Genomic DNA, 15,649 nt, shown 5'->3' with positions numbered 1-15,649 from the left:
CTATGTTAGATGTAGAAGCGATTCGCAAGGATTTTCCAATTTTAGACCAGATTGTCAACGATGAACCTCTGGTCTATCTGGACAATGCTGCGACGACACAAAAACCACTAGCAGTTCTGGAGACGATTAACCGCTACTATGAGAACGACAATGCCAATGTTCATCGTGGCGTTCATACCTTGGCAGAAAGGGCGACAGCTTCTTATGAGGCGGCTCGTGAAACCATTCGTAAGTTTATCAATGCAGGCTCTACAAAGGAAGTTCTCTTTACTAGAGGAACTACGACCAGTCTTAACTGGGTGGCGCGCTTTGCAGAGGAAGTCTTGGCTGAGGGAGACCAGGTTTTGATTTCTGTCATGGAACACCATTCCAACATCATTCCTTGGCAGGAAGCCTGCCGTAAGACTGGGGCAGAGCTTGTCTATGTCTATCTCAAGGATGGAGCTCTGGATATGGATGATTTGCGAGCTAAATTGACTGATAGAGTCAAGTTTGTCTCCCTAGCTCACGCCTCAAATGTTCTTGGTGTGGTCAATCCAATAAAAGAAATCACTCAATTGGCCCACCAAGTTGGAGCTATCATGGTGGTGGATGGTGCTCAATCTACGCCTCATATGAAGATCGATGTACAGGATTTGGATGTGGACTTCTTTGCCTTTTCAGGTCACAAGATGGCTGGTCCGACTGGTATCGGTGTTCTTTACGGTAAAGAAAAGTATCTGGAGCAAATGTCACCAGTAGAATTTGGAGGCGAAATGATTGATTTCGTCTATGAGCAATCTGCTAGCTGGAAGGAATTGCCTTGGAAATTTGAGGCTGGAACACCAAATATGGCAGGTGCTATCGGACTGGCAGCAGCAGTGGATTATCTAGAAAACATCGGTATGGATGTGATTGAAGCCCATGAACAAGAATTGATTGCATATGTCTATCCAAAACTGCAGGCGATTGAAGGATTGACCATTTATGGTTCACAGGATTTGGCTCAACGTTCAGGTGTCATTGCCTTTAACCTAGGCGACCTTCATCCTCACGACCTTGCGACTGCTTTGGATTATGAAGGCGTGGCTGTTCGTGCAGGTCACCACTGTGCGCAACCCTTGCTTCAGTATTTGGATGTTCCAGCAACAGCTCGTGCAAGTTTTTATATCTACAATACCAAGGCAGATTGCGACAAGTTAGTCGATGCCTTACAAAAGACAAAGGAGTTTTTCAATGGCACTTTCTAAACTAGATAGCCTTTATATGGCAGTGGTAGCGGACCATTCGAAAAATCCACATCATCAAGGGAAGTTAGAAGACGCTGAACAAATCAGTCTCAATAATCCGACCTGTGGAGATGTCATCAACCTCTCTGTCAAGTTTGATATAGATGACCGTTTGGAAGATATCGCTTTTCTAAACTCGGGCTGTACCATCTCAACTGCCTCTGCTAGCATGATGACAGATGCAGTTTTAGGAAAAACCAAACAAGAAATCTTAGAACTTGCGACCATTTTTTCTGAGATGGTTCAAGGGCAAAAAGATGAACGCCAAGATCAACTTGGCGATGCAGCCTTCTTATCAGGCGTTGCCAAATTCCCTCAACGAATTAAGTGTGCAACCCTAGCTTGGAACGCCCTAAAGAAAACAATTGAAAATCAGTAAGACAAATTTATTTTGTCTTATGAATCAGTAGAAATGAAGAATGAAAGAAAGGATATTATGGCTGAAGAAAGAGTAGAACCAAAACCAATTGACCTTGGTGAATATAAATTTGGTTTCCATGATGATGTAGAGCCTGTCCTATCGACAGGAAAAGGATTGAATGAAGATGTCATTCGTGAATTATCAGCTGCAAAGGGAGAACCTGAGTGGATGCTAGAATTCCGTTTGAAGTCTTATGAAACCTTCAAAAAAATGCCCATGCAAACTTGGGGAGCAGACTTATCAGAGATTGACTTTGATGACTTGATTTACTACCAAAAACCATCTGATAAACCAGCTCGTTCGTGGGATGAGGTTCCTGAAAAAATCAAAGAAACCTTTGAACGTATCGGGATTCCAGAAGCTGAACGTGCTTATCTAGCAGGTGCCTCTGCCCAGTATGAGTCAGAAGTGGTTTACCATAACATGAAGGAAGAATTCCAGAAATTGGGGATTATCTTTACAGATACGGATTCTGCCCTTAAGGAATACCCAGACTTGTTTAAGCAATACTTTGCCAAGTTGGTACCACCGACTGATAACAAGTTGGCGGCCCTCAACTCAGCAGTATGGTCTGGTGGAACCTTTATCTACGTACCAAAAGGGGTCAAGGTAGATATTCCACTTCAAACTTACTTCCGTATAAACAACGAGAATACAGGTCAGTTTGAACGTACCTTGATTATCGTTGATGAGGGAGCAAGTGTCCATTATGTAGAAGGATGTACAGCGCCAACTTATTCAAGTAACAGCTTGCATGCTGCCATCGTAGAAATCTTTGCTTTGGATGGAGCTTATATGCGTTATACGACTATCCAAAACTGGTCTGATAACGTCTATAACTTGGTAACGAAACGTGCTAAAGCTCAAAAGGATGCCACTGTTGAGTGGATTGATGGAAACTTGGGTGCCAAAACAACTATGAAATATCCATCTGTTTACCTAGATGGAGAAGGGGCGCGTGGTACCATGCTCTCTATCGCTTTTGCCAATGCTGGGCAACACCAGGATACTGGAGCTAAGATGATCCACAACGCTCCACATACAAGCTCGTCTATCGTGTCTAAATCCATCGCTAAAGGTGGAGGAAAGGTTGACTATCGTGGACAAGTAACCTTTAATAAAAACTCTAAGAAATCTGTCTCTCACATCGAATGTGATACCATTATCATGGATGACTTGTCAGCATCAGATACCATTCCGTTTAATGAAATTCACAACTCACAAGTCGCTTTGGAACACGAAGCTAAGGTATCTAAGATTTCAGAAGAGCAACTCTATTACCTCATGAGCCGTGGATTGTCAGAATCTGAAGCAACTGAGATGATTGTTATGGGATTTGTAGAACCATTTACAAAAGAGCTTCCAATGGAATATGCTGTTGAGCTGAACCGTTTGATTAGCTATGAAATGGAAGGATCAGTTGGCTAAGAATATGTAGAATCTGAGCAGGATTTATTCTGTTCGGATTTTTTTGAAAAATCATCTTATAAATATTCACAAAATCCCTTTTATATGATAAAATAAAACAATCATATTTAATGGAGATGAAGTATGAATATTTTTAGGACTAAAGATGTTAGTTTGGGACGTACTGAAATGCACCGTCATTTAAAAGTATGGGATTTGATTTTATTAGGAATCGGTGCCATGGTAGGAACTGGGATTTTTACCATTACAGGAACCGCAGCAGCAACGCTTGCTGGTCCGTCACTGGTTGTATCCATAGTGATTTCTGCCCTTTGTGTTTCTTTATCCGCCCTCTTTTTCGCAGAGTTTGCTTCTCGTGTTCCTGCAACTGGTGGTGCTTATAGTTATTTGTATGCAATTTTGGGTGAATTACCAGCTTGGATTGCTGGTTGGTTGACCATCATGGAATTCATGACAGCAGTTTCTGGTGTGGCCTCTGGCTGGGCAGCTTATTTTAAAGGCTTGCTCAGTAACTATAGTATTTCAATGCCTCAAGCCTTGAATGGGACCTTTAACCCTGAGCAGGGTACCTATATAGACCTTTTACCTATTTTGGTATTGACACTGGTAACCGGTTTAGTTTTATTAAATTCCAAGGCAGCTTTGCGTTTTAATTCGCTTCTAGTCGTCTTGAAATTCTCTGCTCTCGCTTTGTTTATTCTAGTTGGTATCTGGTATATTAAACCAGAAAATTGGTCCAACTTTGCTCCCTTTGGTTTTGGTCAAATTTATGGTGGAAGTACTGGAATAATGGCAGGAGCATCTTTGATGTTCTTTGGTTTCCTAGGATTTGAATCTATTTCGATGGCTGTTGATGAAATTCAAAATCCACAAAAGAATGTCCCACGAGGTATTGTTTTGTCTTTGACAATCGTAACGATTCTCTATGCTCTGGTTACATTAGTATTGACAGGGATTGTTCACTACAGCCAACTCAATGTGGATGATGCTGTAGCATTTTCATTGCGAAGTATAGGAATTGGTTGGGCAGCTAATTATGTGTCATTAGTGGCCATTTTGACCCTAATAACAGTATGTATTTCTATGACTTATGCCTTATCGCGTATGATTTACAGTTTAGCACGTGATGGTCTTTTACCTCGAAGTTTTAAGCAATTAAGCAAAACAAGTCGTGTTCCTAAAAATGCGACCATCTTAACTGGAGTTGCTTCTGCAATTGCAGCAGGAGTGTTTCCACTGGCTAGTATTGCAGCCTTTCTAAATATTTGTACGCTTGCTTATCTTATCTTATTGGCTTATGGAATTATAAAACTTAGAAAGGATAAGGGAATGCCTAAAGAAGGAGAATTCAAAACTCCCCTAGTTCCCTTGTTTCCGATTCTCTCGATTCTAATCTGTCTTTCCTTTATGCTTCAATATAGTGTAGAAACATGGATTGCGTTTGGAATTGCTCTTGTAGTTGGACTTGTGATTTACTTTACTTATGGCTATCGTCATTCTACACTTTCTGAATAAAGAAAAAGCTGGAACTTCCCAGCTTTTTGCTTACTCTTTTATATATGTGAAGCCTTCTCCTAGAATTTCATGAGCTTCTGTAATAGTTATAAAGGCTTGAGGATCAATTCGATGAATCATTTCCTTCATTTTCACAATTTCATTTCTTCCGACAATACAGTAAATGATTTTTAAATCTTCTTGACTATAATAACCTTGACCTGAGATGAAAGTAACACCTCTACCTAGGTCATCATTAATCGCCTTAGCAAGTTGGTCAGGACGTTTTGTGATAATCATAAAGCCTTTGCCGGCATAGCCGCCTTCGCCAATCAAATCGATAACACGGGAAACGATAAAATCAAATAAGAGCGTGTAGGAAACCAATCTCAAGTCCTTGAAGATGAGGAGAATAAGCATGAGAATACAAAAATCTAAGATAAAGAGCAGTTTCCCCATAGATATATGAGTGTACTTATTGATAATACGAGCTAGAATATCAGTACCACCAGTTGTACCTCCAGCATTAAAGATAATTCCAAGACCAATTCCCAATAGAATCCCAGCTATAAGGGCAGTGATTAGTAAATCACCTTGAAGATCAATATGAAGGGGAATACGTTCAAAAAAGGCCAACCAGACGGACAAGGCTAAGGTTCCTAGTAAACTAGAATAGAGGGACTTTGCTCCAAAAATCTTCCAAGCTAGGATGAAAAGGGGAATATTAATCAGCAGGTTCATGAGAGAAACAGGGATTTTAAAAAGATAAAAGGTGATAAGGGTAATACCTGTCGCCCCTCCTTCAAAAAGATGATGAGGAACTACAAAATAAGTTAGACCAAAAGCATAAATAGCAGCACCTAGTAAAATGGTTAAAATGGGATAAATTTTTTTAATCATAGGGACCTCTTTTCTTATAAGTAGATTATATCAAATTTTTAAGGAAAATTTGATTGACTCCATTAGGATTTTTAATCTTTTTTTGATATAATTAAAAGTAAGAAAACCAATCTGAATCCTAAAATAGAAAGATTGATACTATGACAAAAATTAAGATTGTAACCGATTCATCTGTTACTATTGAACCTGAACTAGTAAAACAATTAGATATCACTGTTGTTCCTTTATCTGTAATGATTGATAATGTTGTTTATTCTGATGCGGATTTGAAAGAAGAAGGTAAATTTCTTCAGTTGATGCAAGCAAGTAAGAATCTTCCGAAAACAAGTCAGCCACCTGTAGGTGTCTTTGCTGAAGTTTTTGAAGACCTATGCAAAGATGGTAGCCAGATTCTTGCTATTCATATGTCTCATGCCCTTTCTGGTACTGTAGAAGCGGCACGTCAAGGTGCTAGCTTATCTACTGCCGATGTGACAGTTATTGACAGTTCCTTCACTGACCAAGCCTTGAAATTCCAAGTTGTTGAGGCTGCAAAATTAGCGCAAGAAGGCAAAGAGTTGGAGGAAATCTTATCTCATGTAGAAGAGGTTAAAAACCACACAGAACTCTATATTGGCGTTTCGACTTTGGAAAATTTAGTAAAAGGTGGACGAATTGGCCGTGTAACTGGATTGTTGAGCTCCCTTCTCAATATACGTGTTGTCATGCAGATGAAAGACCATGAATTGCAACCAATCGTTAAAGGTCGTGGAGCTAAAACTTTTAAAAATGGTTGGATGAGCTGACAAGTTCGCTAACTGAACGTTCTGTAGCAGAGATTGGAATTTCATATTCTGGTAGTGCTGATTGGGCAAAAGAGATGAAAGAAAGCTTACAAGCTTATGTTGAAAAGCCTATTTCAGTTTTGGAAACGGGCTCTATTATTCAAACTCACACGGGTGAGAATGCTTGGGCTATTTTAGTACGTTACCACTCCTAAAAAAATAAATAAAATGGGAAGAAATAGTGTTTTTAACTTGACCTAAAAGGGATTTTAGGATATGATTATATTTGTTAATTAGAAATTAAATTGGAGGAATCATTAACATGGCAAACAAACAAGATTTGATCGCTAAAGTAGCAGAAGCTACAGAATTGACTAAGAAAGACTCAGCGGCAGCAGTTGAAGCTGTATTCGCAGCAGTAACTGAGTACCTTGCAGCTGGTGAAAAAGTTCAATTGATCGGTTTTGGTAACTTTGAAGTTCGTGAGCGTGCTGCACGTAAAGGTCGCAACCCACAAACTGGTAAAGAAATCAAGATTGCAGCTTCTAAAGTTCCAGCATTCAAAGCTGGTAAAGCTCTTAAAGACGCTGTTAAATAATCAACCTTCAAAAAGCCTATCATATCAAGCATTTGAGCTTGTGTGACAGGCTTTTCTTTTGGTTTTGGGGGCAAAACTATAAATTATCTAGCAAATTGAGGATATTGTCATCCATCTTCTTTGTAACGTGTGTAGATTTTGTTTATTGTCCTAGAATCAGAACGTCCTACTCTTGCCATAATTGCTTTTAGAGTTACGCTATTCTGCTTACGAGAGTATGCCTAAAGATGTGGTAGGTGAGGTGCCTATCAATGGATTCTTCAAGTTGTGTATTTGTTTTCAGATTTAAATCTTCAATAGTTTTTACGATTTTTGGCAGTTTCGCTCGTCATGCAGAATTATATTCGATATACTCAAGGTTCACTGTGTAATCAAGAGGCAGGTTTAAGATTAACTTAAATCATTCTGATTTTGACTTTGAAAGATCAAGTTTGATTAGAAAGCGTTGAATGTATTTTATATCGATATAAATCTAAAATGCCTATTTAAAATCATTCATGCTACTAGTAAGAGAGCTGATATAGCTCCCTTAGATTTTTTTTGGTAAAAAGTCCACCACTCTTCTAAAAAAGTGAAATTTACTTTAATATATAGCTGAGATACTGCAACAAATGGTCATTATGCTACTATTGTATATGGATATAATGCTGAAAAGTTGAAGAAATTGAAAGTTCAACTGAACATGACATATATAGGATAAGAAGAGAGAGCAAGCGATCCTTTTATCTTTATATTATCGTGATTCCTTAATTTTAATGTATACAGTAGAAAACGAGATTGTAGAAGTAAAAAATTGAAAAGTAGTTGGAATTTATTGTTAATCTCTGAGATGATATAACTATTAATGATTTACTGAAATAAACAGATTTGGCAAAAATTATGTCTATCTTTACAGAATTTTTTGCTCACTTAGTAGGTGATGTAGAGCCAAAGAGGAAGTGATGGCACTTGAGCAAATTTTCAAACGTTTTTATAGTTTTATCAGGCAAGTTACAGAGGGGCTTCTGGTGTGAGTATTCGTGATTTTATGGAAGGGACTAATGGAGTCCTGGCAACAATTGAAAAAGTGATAAATAAGAAGTAATCGATTTAGCTGGTTTTGAACTTTAACTTGTCAATGTAGCTATAAGAAAGTATAGTAATGTTAAAAATATGGGGACTATATGGATAAGCAATTTGTTATACCAGTGAGAGTTGATGAGAGAATTTTAAATAAACTCGATTTTGTATCAACAAAGCCACAATAAGGACGATCAGAAAAGATTGGTAAAGGATTAGAGAGGCTCTATAGTGAGCTGGGGAGAAAGATGACTGGAAAAGGATTGATTTGGGCACATATTTGATTAGGTGTGGCTATTTCTGTCTTAGCACTCTATACCTACACGATTATTTATATTTTTAATCATGATATGGAAGAAATTTTTGCAACTTTTATTATGTTGGTAATTTATTCACTATTCTTTCTGTTATTTTTGATATCAGTTGAGAGATTATCTTTATTGGTTTGCGTAGAATTAGCTTATCGTAATTTGCAACGATATAAAAAAATTAAAAAGTCCCTTCTTTTTGATAGTACTTTTACAAATAAAAGTCTTAGTAATATAATAGAGCTATAGAAGGGGAGGTGGAAGAAATGTTTCGAAAAGAAAAAGCACGCAAGCGGTTTTACTTTTGGCTTATTATTTTTATCCTTTATCTTTTTTCTGGATTGTATTGTATTTGTACAAATTTTGGAGATACCTGGGTATGATTTTACTATCACCTTTTATCTTTGCTTCCCTGCCACTCTATGCTTATTTAGTCCTTGGTTTGTTTATCTGGGGGTTCATGAGTCTTGCTATGGATGATGTTATGGATCTTTAGTTAAAAGGAAAGCTAAGATCGAGAAAGGACACATTTCGTCCTTTCTTTTTTGATAGATATAGTTTTTATTTTTTAAAGAGAATTTTTTTACAAAAATTCTTGGATATTTTGTTTATTTATGCTATAATGGGAACAATTATTTTTAGGAGGTGCAGTATGTCTTATTTGTTTGAGATATTACCGAGTTTATTGAGCGGTGCAAGCATGACTTTGCAGGTTTTTGCACTGGTCTTGATTTTTTCTATTCCCTTGGGCGTTTTGATTGCCTTTGCCTTGCAAGTCCATTGGAAGCTCCTCCATCATCTGATTAACATTTATATCTGGATTATGCGGGGTACACCCTTACTTTTACAATTGATCTTTATCTATTATGTGCTTCCAAGTATTGGGATTCGTTTGGATCGCCTTCCTGCTGCTATTATTGCCTTTGTCTTGAATTATGCAGCTTACTTTGCTGAAATCTTCCGTGGGGGAATTGATACCATTCCTAAAGGTCAATATGAGGCTGCTAAGGTTTTGAAGTTTAGTCCCTTTGACACAGTTCGCTATATTATCTTGCCCCAAGTGACCAAGATTGTTCTTCCTAGTGTATTTAACGAAGTTATGAGTTTGGTCAAGGATACTTCTTTGGTCTATGCGCTAGGAATTTCAGACCTTATCCTGGCTAGTCGAACAGCTGCCAACCGTGATGCTAGCCTGGTTCCTATGTTCTTGGCAGGAGTCATTTACTTGATTTTGATTGGTATTGTGACCATCCTTGCCAAAAAAGTTGAGAAGAAATACAGTTACTATAGATAGGAGGCTGCCATGTTAGAATTACGAAATATCAATAAGGGCTTTGGTGAAAAGCAAATTTTGTCCAATTTCAGTCTAAAAATTCCTGAAAAGCAAATCCTGGCTATCGTTGGGCCTTCGGGTGGAGGTAAGACGACTCTCTTACGCATGCTTGCGGGTCTTGAAACCATTGATTCAGGGCAAATATTTTATAATGGAGAACCTTTAGAATTGGATGAACTGGAGAAGCGCAATCTACTGGGATTTGTATTCCAAGATTTTCAACTGTTCCCTCATTTATCAGTTCTAGACAATTTGACCTTATCGCCCGTAAAAACCATGGGAATGAAGCAGGATGAGGCTGAGCAGAAGGCGCGAGGTCTTTTGGAACAATTAGGACTGGCAGGACATGCAGATGCTTATCCCTTCTCACTATCAGGTGGGCAAAAGCAAAGGGTGGCCTTGGCGCGTGCTATGATGATTGACCCAGAAATCATAGGTTACGATGAACCAACTTCTGCCCTAGATCCTGAATTACGCTTGGAAGTGGAAAAACTGATCTTGCAAAATAGGGAACTTGGCATGACCCAGATTGTGGTTACCCACGATTTACAATTCGCTGAAAATATTGCAGATCAGATTCTCAAGGTTGAGCCCAAGTAGGAGGTGCCGATGACTAATAAGAAAATTGTCTTGGTGTTGGTTTCGTTCCTGACTCTCTTCTTAACAGCCTGTACTCAGAAGGCTAGTGATCCAAAGCAGGATAACTGGGATAAGTATCAAGAGCAGGGGAGTATAACCATTGGTTTTGACAATACCTTTGTACCCATGGGATTTGAAGAAAAGAATGGCCAATATACAGGCTTTGATATTGATTTGGCGCAAGCAGTTTCTGAAAAATTAGGTGTCAAGGTGCAATTCCAGCCAATCGACTGGGATATGAAGGAGACGGAACTGCAAAATGGAACCATAGATGCCATTTGGAATGGCTATTCTGCGACTGATGAACGCCGAGAAAAAGTTGCCTTTAGTATTCCTTATATGGAAAATCAGCAAGTACTAGTTACGAAGAAAAGCAAGCAAATTCGTTCAGTAGAGGATATGAAGGATAAGACCTTGGGAGCTCAAGCAGGTTCCTCTGGTTATTTAGACTTTGAAGCTCAGCCAGACTTACTGAAAAATCGTGTTAAAGACCAGAAGGCCAATCAATACCAGAGTTTCAATGAAGCCTTAATTGATTTGAAAAATGTTCGGATTGATGCTTTGTTGATTGACCGAGTGTATGCTAATTATTACCTCCAGTCTGAGGGGATATTAAATGATTACAATGTCTTTTCAGCTGGATTTGAAAGTGAATCTTTTGCTGTTGGAGTTAGACCAGCTGATAAAAGATTATTAACAGCATTAAACCAATCCTTTATTGAACTATATCAAGAAGGAAAGTTCCAGGAAATCAGCCAGAAATGGTTTGGAGAAGATGTGGCAACAAAAGAAGTGAAAAGTAGAGATTGAGTTTTTCCTCAGTCTCTTTTTGCATCAAAAAATCCTCTGGCAAGTACCAGAGGATAAGAGTTTATTTCATTGTTGGGAAGAGCAATACATCACGGATAGTGGTTGTATCAGTTAGGAGCATGCAGAGACGGTCGATACCGATTCCCAAACCACCTGTTGGTGGCATACCATATTCAAGAGCTTCAATGTAATCGTAGTCGATACCTGTTGCCTCATCGTCACCAAGTTCTTTAGCTTTAGCTTGGGCTTCAAAACGGCTAAGTTGGTCGATTGGATCATTCAATTCAGTAAAGGCATTTCCGTACTCTTTGGTCATGATGAAGAGTTCGAAACGGTCAGTAAAGCGTTCGTCTTCAGGATTCTTCTTAGCTAGTGGAGATACAGCTACTGGATGTCCATAGACAAAGGTCGGTTGGATCAAGGTTTCTTCAACAAACTCTTCAAAGAAGGCATTGATGATGTGGCCAACTTCAGTGTAGTGTTTCTCAACAGGAACTTTCTTCTCAGCAGCAATAGCTTTGGCTTCTTCCAAAGTCATGTTTTGCCAGAAATCGACACCAGTAATTTCTTTGATAGCATCCACCATGTGAACACGTTTAAATGGTTCATTGATTTTGATTTCAGTACCTTGGTAGTTAACTGGGCCATCACCTTTAACTGATTTAGCAGCGTGTTGGATAATGCCTTCAGTTAAGTCCATGATGTCTTGGAAGTCTGCATAAGCTTGGTAAACTTCGATAGAAGTAAACTCCGGGTTATGAGTAGCATCCATTCCTTCGTTACGGAAGATACGGCCGATTTCATAGACACGTTCCATACCACCCACGATAAGGCGTTTCAAGTGAAGCTCAGTCGCGATACGAAGCACCATGTCAATGTTTTGGGCATTGTGGTGGGTGATAAATGGACGGGCAGCAGCACCACCAGCTTCGTTGTGAAGAACAGGTGTTTCCACCTCAAGAAAACCTTTTTGATCAAGGTAACGACGGATTTCAGAGATGATTTTTGAACGAGTGACAAAGCGCTCAAAACTTTCACGATTAGAAATCAAGTCAAGGTAACGTTTACGGTAAATTGTTTCAACGTCTGTCAAACCGTGGAATTTCTCTGGAAGAGGACGAAGGGCCTTAGACAAGTGTGTAATGTGGGTTGCCTTGATAGAGAGTTCTCCCATATCCGTACGCATGACTTCACCTTCGACACCAAGGAAATCACCAAGGTCTGCTTTTTTGAAGATTTCGTAGTTTTCTTCACCGACAGCATCCTTACGAACGTAGATTTGAATCTGCCCTTCGCGGTCTTGAAGGTGGGCAAAACCTACTTTACCTTTACCACGTTTGGTTACCAAGCGTCCTGCGATAGTAGCTGTTTCATTTTTATCGTGTAATTGTTCTTTATCGAGGTCAGCATATTTATCTTTTAATTCTTGTGAATTTGCAGTACGTTCAAAACGTTTTCCGAAAGGATCGATTCCTTGTTCACGGAGCGCAGCCATTTTTTCACGGCGAACGATCTGCTGGTCATTTAGTTCTTCCATATGTTCTGTTGACATGGGATCCTCCTAGTTTTACTCAAAATTGAATACGATGAGTCATTTTTTGCGATACTCCCATTTTATCATAAATAGCCAAGAAATTCACGGATAATCTTTCAAAACTAAAAAGAACTTGACGCTAAAATCAAGTTCTGTTATTGATAGGAAGTATCATTCCAAGTATCGAGAGTGAATGTTTCAAAATCATGGGTTTCTAGAATGGTCAGGCTGGCATTTGCTAGACCGCCATCTTTACGAAGAAGTGGCTCTTTATAACCTAGAAGAGTACGAAGACTGGCAGTAAGATTGGCGCCGTGTCCGACAATTAGAATACGCTCAGCTGGACTATCTTTTAATGATTTGATAAATTGGATGGTCCGTTTTGTAGTACTATAGAGGGATTCGGCTCCGAACATTTGAGTGTCAAATTGAGCAAGATTAGATCGGAAAGCTTTGATTTGTTGCGGGTAAATAGCTTCCAAGGTTGCAATTTTCAAACCTTCTAACTTCCCCAGTTGCCATTCACGGAGATTAGGGACACTTTCTAAAGGACAGGGCGCCTGGAGTTGACTTTGGATAATTTCAGCAGATTTGACCGCTCGAGGTAAATCACTTGAATAGATCTGATCAAAAGGAATATCCTTGAGATAATGGCCTAGTTTTTTGAGGATGTCAATGGATTCAGGAAGAAGGGGAGAATCTCCACTAGCGCCTTGAAAGCGTCCTTCTTGGTTCCAGAGGGTACGGCCGTGGCGGACAAAGTAGAGTTTCATTCTTAGTTGCCCTCCAAGATATCTACAAAGTCAGCTTTTACAAAGCTAGCCAAGTCTTGCGGTGCGACGATAATGCTGTGACCAACTTCGCCTGCAGAGACAATCATTTGATCCAAGTCTAGAGCAATCTTATCGATAAAAATGGGATAATTGTGTTTCTGACGAATTCCGACAGGATTATTTGCTCCATGAATGTAACCAGTTGTTTTTTCCAAGTCCTTTTGTGGAATCATGCTCACTTTTTTATTGCCAGAAATTTTTGCTAGTTTCTTTTCCGACAAGTGTTGAGTGATAGGGACAATTCCGATAATCGGTCCTGTTTTATCTCCCAAAAGAGCCAAGGTTTTGAAAATCTGATCTCGTTCATAATCTTGAGGAAGTTCTCCTTCCAGGGCATTGATTTGAATCCCCTGATGTGGGATACCTGCTTTAGACAGGATTTGTTCCACCAATGTTTTTTTGACTTTAACTTTTTTTGCCATTATTTATATTTATCCTCCAATTGGCTCATCCAAATACCAAGCCAGATTCCCAGTGCAAAGAAGAAGGCGATGATGACATACCCAACAAGAGAAATACCAGTGTATTGGATACTTTCAGCGTTTCCTGCATTTGGAATCAAGATCAAAAGGGTACTTGATAGGACGATACCGATGATGAAATGATAGACGCGTGAGTGGTAGTTGTTTAAGGCATAATCCATCAATTTTGAAAAAATAATGAGAGTTGCACCTGCCCCGATTCCAATCGGGAAGAAGGTTCCCAAGAGGTCAAAGGTTTTAAAACCAGTCAACATAGGAGCATAGAGACCCAAAATCAAAAGTAGATTTGATGGACTGAGGCCAGGAACTAATACGCCAAGAGCCAGCAGTGCACCTGCTAGGACGAAATTAAGAAAGTTGGCGCTCAAGGTTCCAACGACAAAATTTAAGGCATAGAGTCCTAATCCAGAAATGATAAAGGTTGTCCAGAACCAAGCTAAATCAATCTTGTCTCGGTCAGATTCTCGAGTTGATTCTTTGAGAAGGCTAGGAACTGTACCAATGATGGCACCCGCAAAGCTCCATAAGACAAAGACCTGATAATTTTCAAGCAGGTATTCAATCGGGTAGGAAAATAAGCCGATTCCCAGAAGCATACCAATGGCAACTGGAATAAAGTACAAAACATTTTCTTTAAAGTCTTTAAAGGGATGAGCTAGAAAGCCAATCATTCGTTCATAAATACCTAAGATTGCTGCTAAAACCCCTCCGGAAATTCCTGGTAAGATAAATCCAAGAGCAATGACAATCCCTTTAATAAGGCGTGCTAACCATGAGAGCATATATTTCCTCCAACTATTTCAATTTCAAAAACTCCTTACTACATTGTATCACAATCTAAAACAAAAAGAAAAATCAAATGATAAACAAATGCTTTTAAGGTTTTAAAAAGAGTTTTCTAAAGGTTTCTTCTTTGTTTTTTAAGGAAGAGATGACGTTGATATCCAAATCGTGATCAAAGCCAGCAATTTTTCCTTTAGAAGTGTACTGGTGGATGTCGTAATCTAAATCAGTCTTTGGAGTTGCCTCGTAAAAACCTGAGTCAGAACCATAGGAAGGAATCCAAACAGATGTAAATTTATCTGTATCAATACTGTGTTCTTCCATGAAGTAGACTCCAACGTAGATTCCGATGTTTTTAGCACCTAGGGATTCTAGCTTTGCCCGAAAGGCTTCAACCCCTTCGTTCATATTGGACATGGTTTTGTCTTCCACATCTAGCCAATAGTAGCTAGGGCTGTATGGAGATGCGGAATTATAAAAACTTTCAGCAGCCTTTTCCATTTCTTGGATACTTTTTCCAGCTACATAGGCATAGACCCCAACTGGGACATTTCGTTTTTGAAACTCGGTAATATGGGTTTTAAAGGCCTTGTCTACCCCATTAACAAAGGAAGCATCATTCTCTTTTGAAGACTGAGCACCACTATGGACGCGAACAATAGCTCCTGAAATGTTTTGGGAGAGAGTATCGTAATTAATTTCCTCAGGTCGTTGCCAACCAGAAACATCAATCACCGGTTTATCTATATTATGTAGCGCTTGCGATTCTACTTGCGCGATATTTGACTTTGTTTTTACAGGATGGTCCTCAAAACGAGGGCGATTTAGGATTAAAATGAAAATCATAATCCCAAAAAAACCAAACAAAATAAGCGGATTAATTTTCTTTCTCATATCTTATAATTTTACCTTATAAATGAAAAAAAATCAAAAAAAATACTCAAAAAATGGGTTAATAGAGGACTTTAGAGCATTTTTTCATTCAAGAGCGCGGA

14 protein-coding genes and 1 pseudogene are annotated in these 15,649 nt (G+C 39.0%); 9 read left to right on the top strand and 6 right to left on the bottom strand.

Features of this window, described 5'->3' with window-relative positions; genetic code table 11:
- Positions 1-2 precede the first annotated feature (2 nt).
- The 4 genes from SK578_RS07430 to SK578_RS07415 all read left to right on the top strand — a co-directional run bounded on the left by SK578_RS07430 (position 3) and on the right by SK578_RS07415 (position 4,632).
- Positions 3-1,229, top strand: a complete 1,227-nt coding sequence (locus SK578_RS07430) for a cysteine desulfurase (RefSeq protein ID WP_042751377.1) — start codon at positions 3-5, stop codon at positions 1,227-1,229.
- Complete coding sequence (sufU, locus tag SK578_RS07425; protein ID WP_042751376.1) at positions 1,216-1,647, top strand: Fe-S cluster assembly sulfur transfer protein SufU; 432 nt, start codon at positions 1,216-1,218, stop codon at positions 1,645-1,647. The genes SK578_RS07430 and sufU overlap by 14 nt, the downstream gene beginning before the upstream one ends.
- Before the next feature lie 57 nt (positions 1,648-1,704).
- A complete protein-coding gene (sufB, locus tag SK578_RS07420; RefSeq protein WP_000797054.1) occupies positions 1,705-3,117 on the top strand; it encodes a Fe-S cluster assembly protein SufB in 1,413 nt (470 codons plus the stop codon).
- Between the two features lie 123 nt (positions 3,118-3,240).
- The gene (locus tag SK578_RS07415; protein ID WP_042751375.1) at positions 3,241-4,632 is read left to right on the top strand and encodes an APC family permease; all 1,392 of its coding nucleotides are present in this window, start codon (positions 3,241-3,243) and stop codon (positions 4,630-4,632) included.
- A 30-nt stretch (positions 4,633-4,662) separates the two neighbouring features.
- On the opposite strand, the gene SK578_RS07410 is transcribed toward SK578_RS07415, so the two are convergent.
- On the bottom strand, positions 4,663-5,511 hold the full coding sequence (locus tag SK578_RS07410) for a YitT family protein (protein WP_042751374.1): 849 nt from the start codon (positions 5,509-5,511) through the stop codon (positions 4,663-4,665).
- Between the two features lie 140 nt (positions 5,512-5,651).
- Between SK578_RS07410 and SK578_RS07405 the strand changes: the two are divergent.
- The 5 genes and pseudogenes from SK578_RS07405 (at position 5,652) to SK578_RS07385 (ending at position 11,022) form a co-directional block, all read left to right on the top strand.
- Positions 5,652-6,490 (top strand): annotated as a pseudogene (locus SK578_RS07405) (DegV family protein).
- 107 nt (positions 6,491-6,597) lie between these two features.
- Positions 6,598-6,873, top strand: coding sequence for an HU family DNA-binding protein (locus SK578_RS07400; protein WP_001284640.1), 276 nt, complete (start codon positions 6,598-6,600; stop codon positions 6,871-6,873).
- A gap of 2,019 nt (positions 6,874-8,892) precedes the next feature.
- Positions 8,893-9,534, top strand: a complete 642-nt coding sequence (locus SK578_RS07395; protein ID WP_042751373.1) for an amino acid ABC transporter permease — start codon at positions 8,893-8,895, stop codon at positions 9,532-9,534.
- A 9-nt stretch (positions 9,535-9,543) separates the two neighbouring features.
- Positions 9,544-10,173, top strand: coding sequence for an amino acid ABC transporter ATP-binding protein (locus SK578_RS07390; RefSeq protein ID WP_004261430.1), 630 nt, complete (start codon positions 9,544-9,546; stop codon positions 10,171-10,173).
- A gap of 9 nt (positions 10,174-10,182) precedes the next feature.
- Positions 10,183-11,022 (top strand): amino acid ABC transporter substrate-binding protein, encoded by an 840-nt coding sequence (locus SK578_RS07385; protein ID WP_042751372.1) that lies wholly within the window; start codon positions 10,183-10,185, stop codon positions 11,020-11,022.
- Positions 11,023-11,083: 61 nt separating this feature from the next.
- Here SK578_RS07385 and lysS read toward each other — a convergent pair whose 3' ends face one another.
- The 5 genes from lysS to SK578_RS07360 all read right to left on the bottom strand — a co-directional run bounded on the left by lysS (position 11,084) and on the right by SK578_RS07360 (position 15,548).
- Positions 11,084-12,574 carry a lysine--tRNA ligase gene (gene lysS, locus SK578_RS07380; RefSeq protein ID WP_042751371.1) on the bottom strand — a complete coding sequence of 497 codons (1,491 nt, stop codon included), beginning with the start codon at positions 12,572-12,574 and terminating at the stop codon, positions 11,084-11,086.
- A 137-nt stretch (positions 12,575-12,711) separates the two neighbouring features.
- Positions 12,712-13,329, bottom strand: coding sequence for a histidine phosphatase family protein (locus SK578_RS07375; RefSeq protein WP_042751370.1), 618 nt, complete (start codon positions 13,327-13,329; stop codon positions 12,712-12,714).
- A 2-nt stretch (positions 13,330-13,331) separates the two neighbouring features.
- The gene (locus SK578_RS07370) at positions 13,332-13,811 is read right to left on the bottom strand and encodes an aminoacyl-tRNA deacylase (RefSeq protein WP_042751369.1); all 480 of its coding nucleotides are present in this window, start codon (positions 13,809-13,811) and stop codon (positions 13,332-13,334) included.
- Entirely contained in the window at positions 13,811-14,653 is an 843-nt protein-coding gene (locus tag SK578_RS07365; protein ID WP_042751367.1) for a DUF368 domain-containing protein, read from the bottom strand. Before SK578_RS07365 ends, SK578_RS07370 begins: the two co-directional genes overlap by 1 nt.
- A gap of 94 nt (positions 14,654-14,747) precedes the next feature.
- Complete coding sequence (locus SK578_RS07360) at positions 14,748-15,548, bottom strand: glycoside hydrolase family 25 protein (protein ID WP_042751366.1); 801 nt, start codon at positions 15,546-15,548, stop codon at positions 14,748-14,750.
- Positions 15,549-15,649 lie beyond the last annotated feature (101 nt).

The organism is Streptococcus mitis, assembly GCF_000722755.1.
Lineage (GTDB): Bacteria > Bacillota > Bacilli > Lactobacillales > Streptococcaceae > Streptococcus > Streptococcus mitis_CM.
The sequence above is the reverse complement of the archived record's forward strand: the minus strand, read 5'-3'. Positions and strand labels throughout refer to the sequence as shown.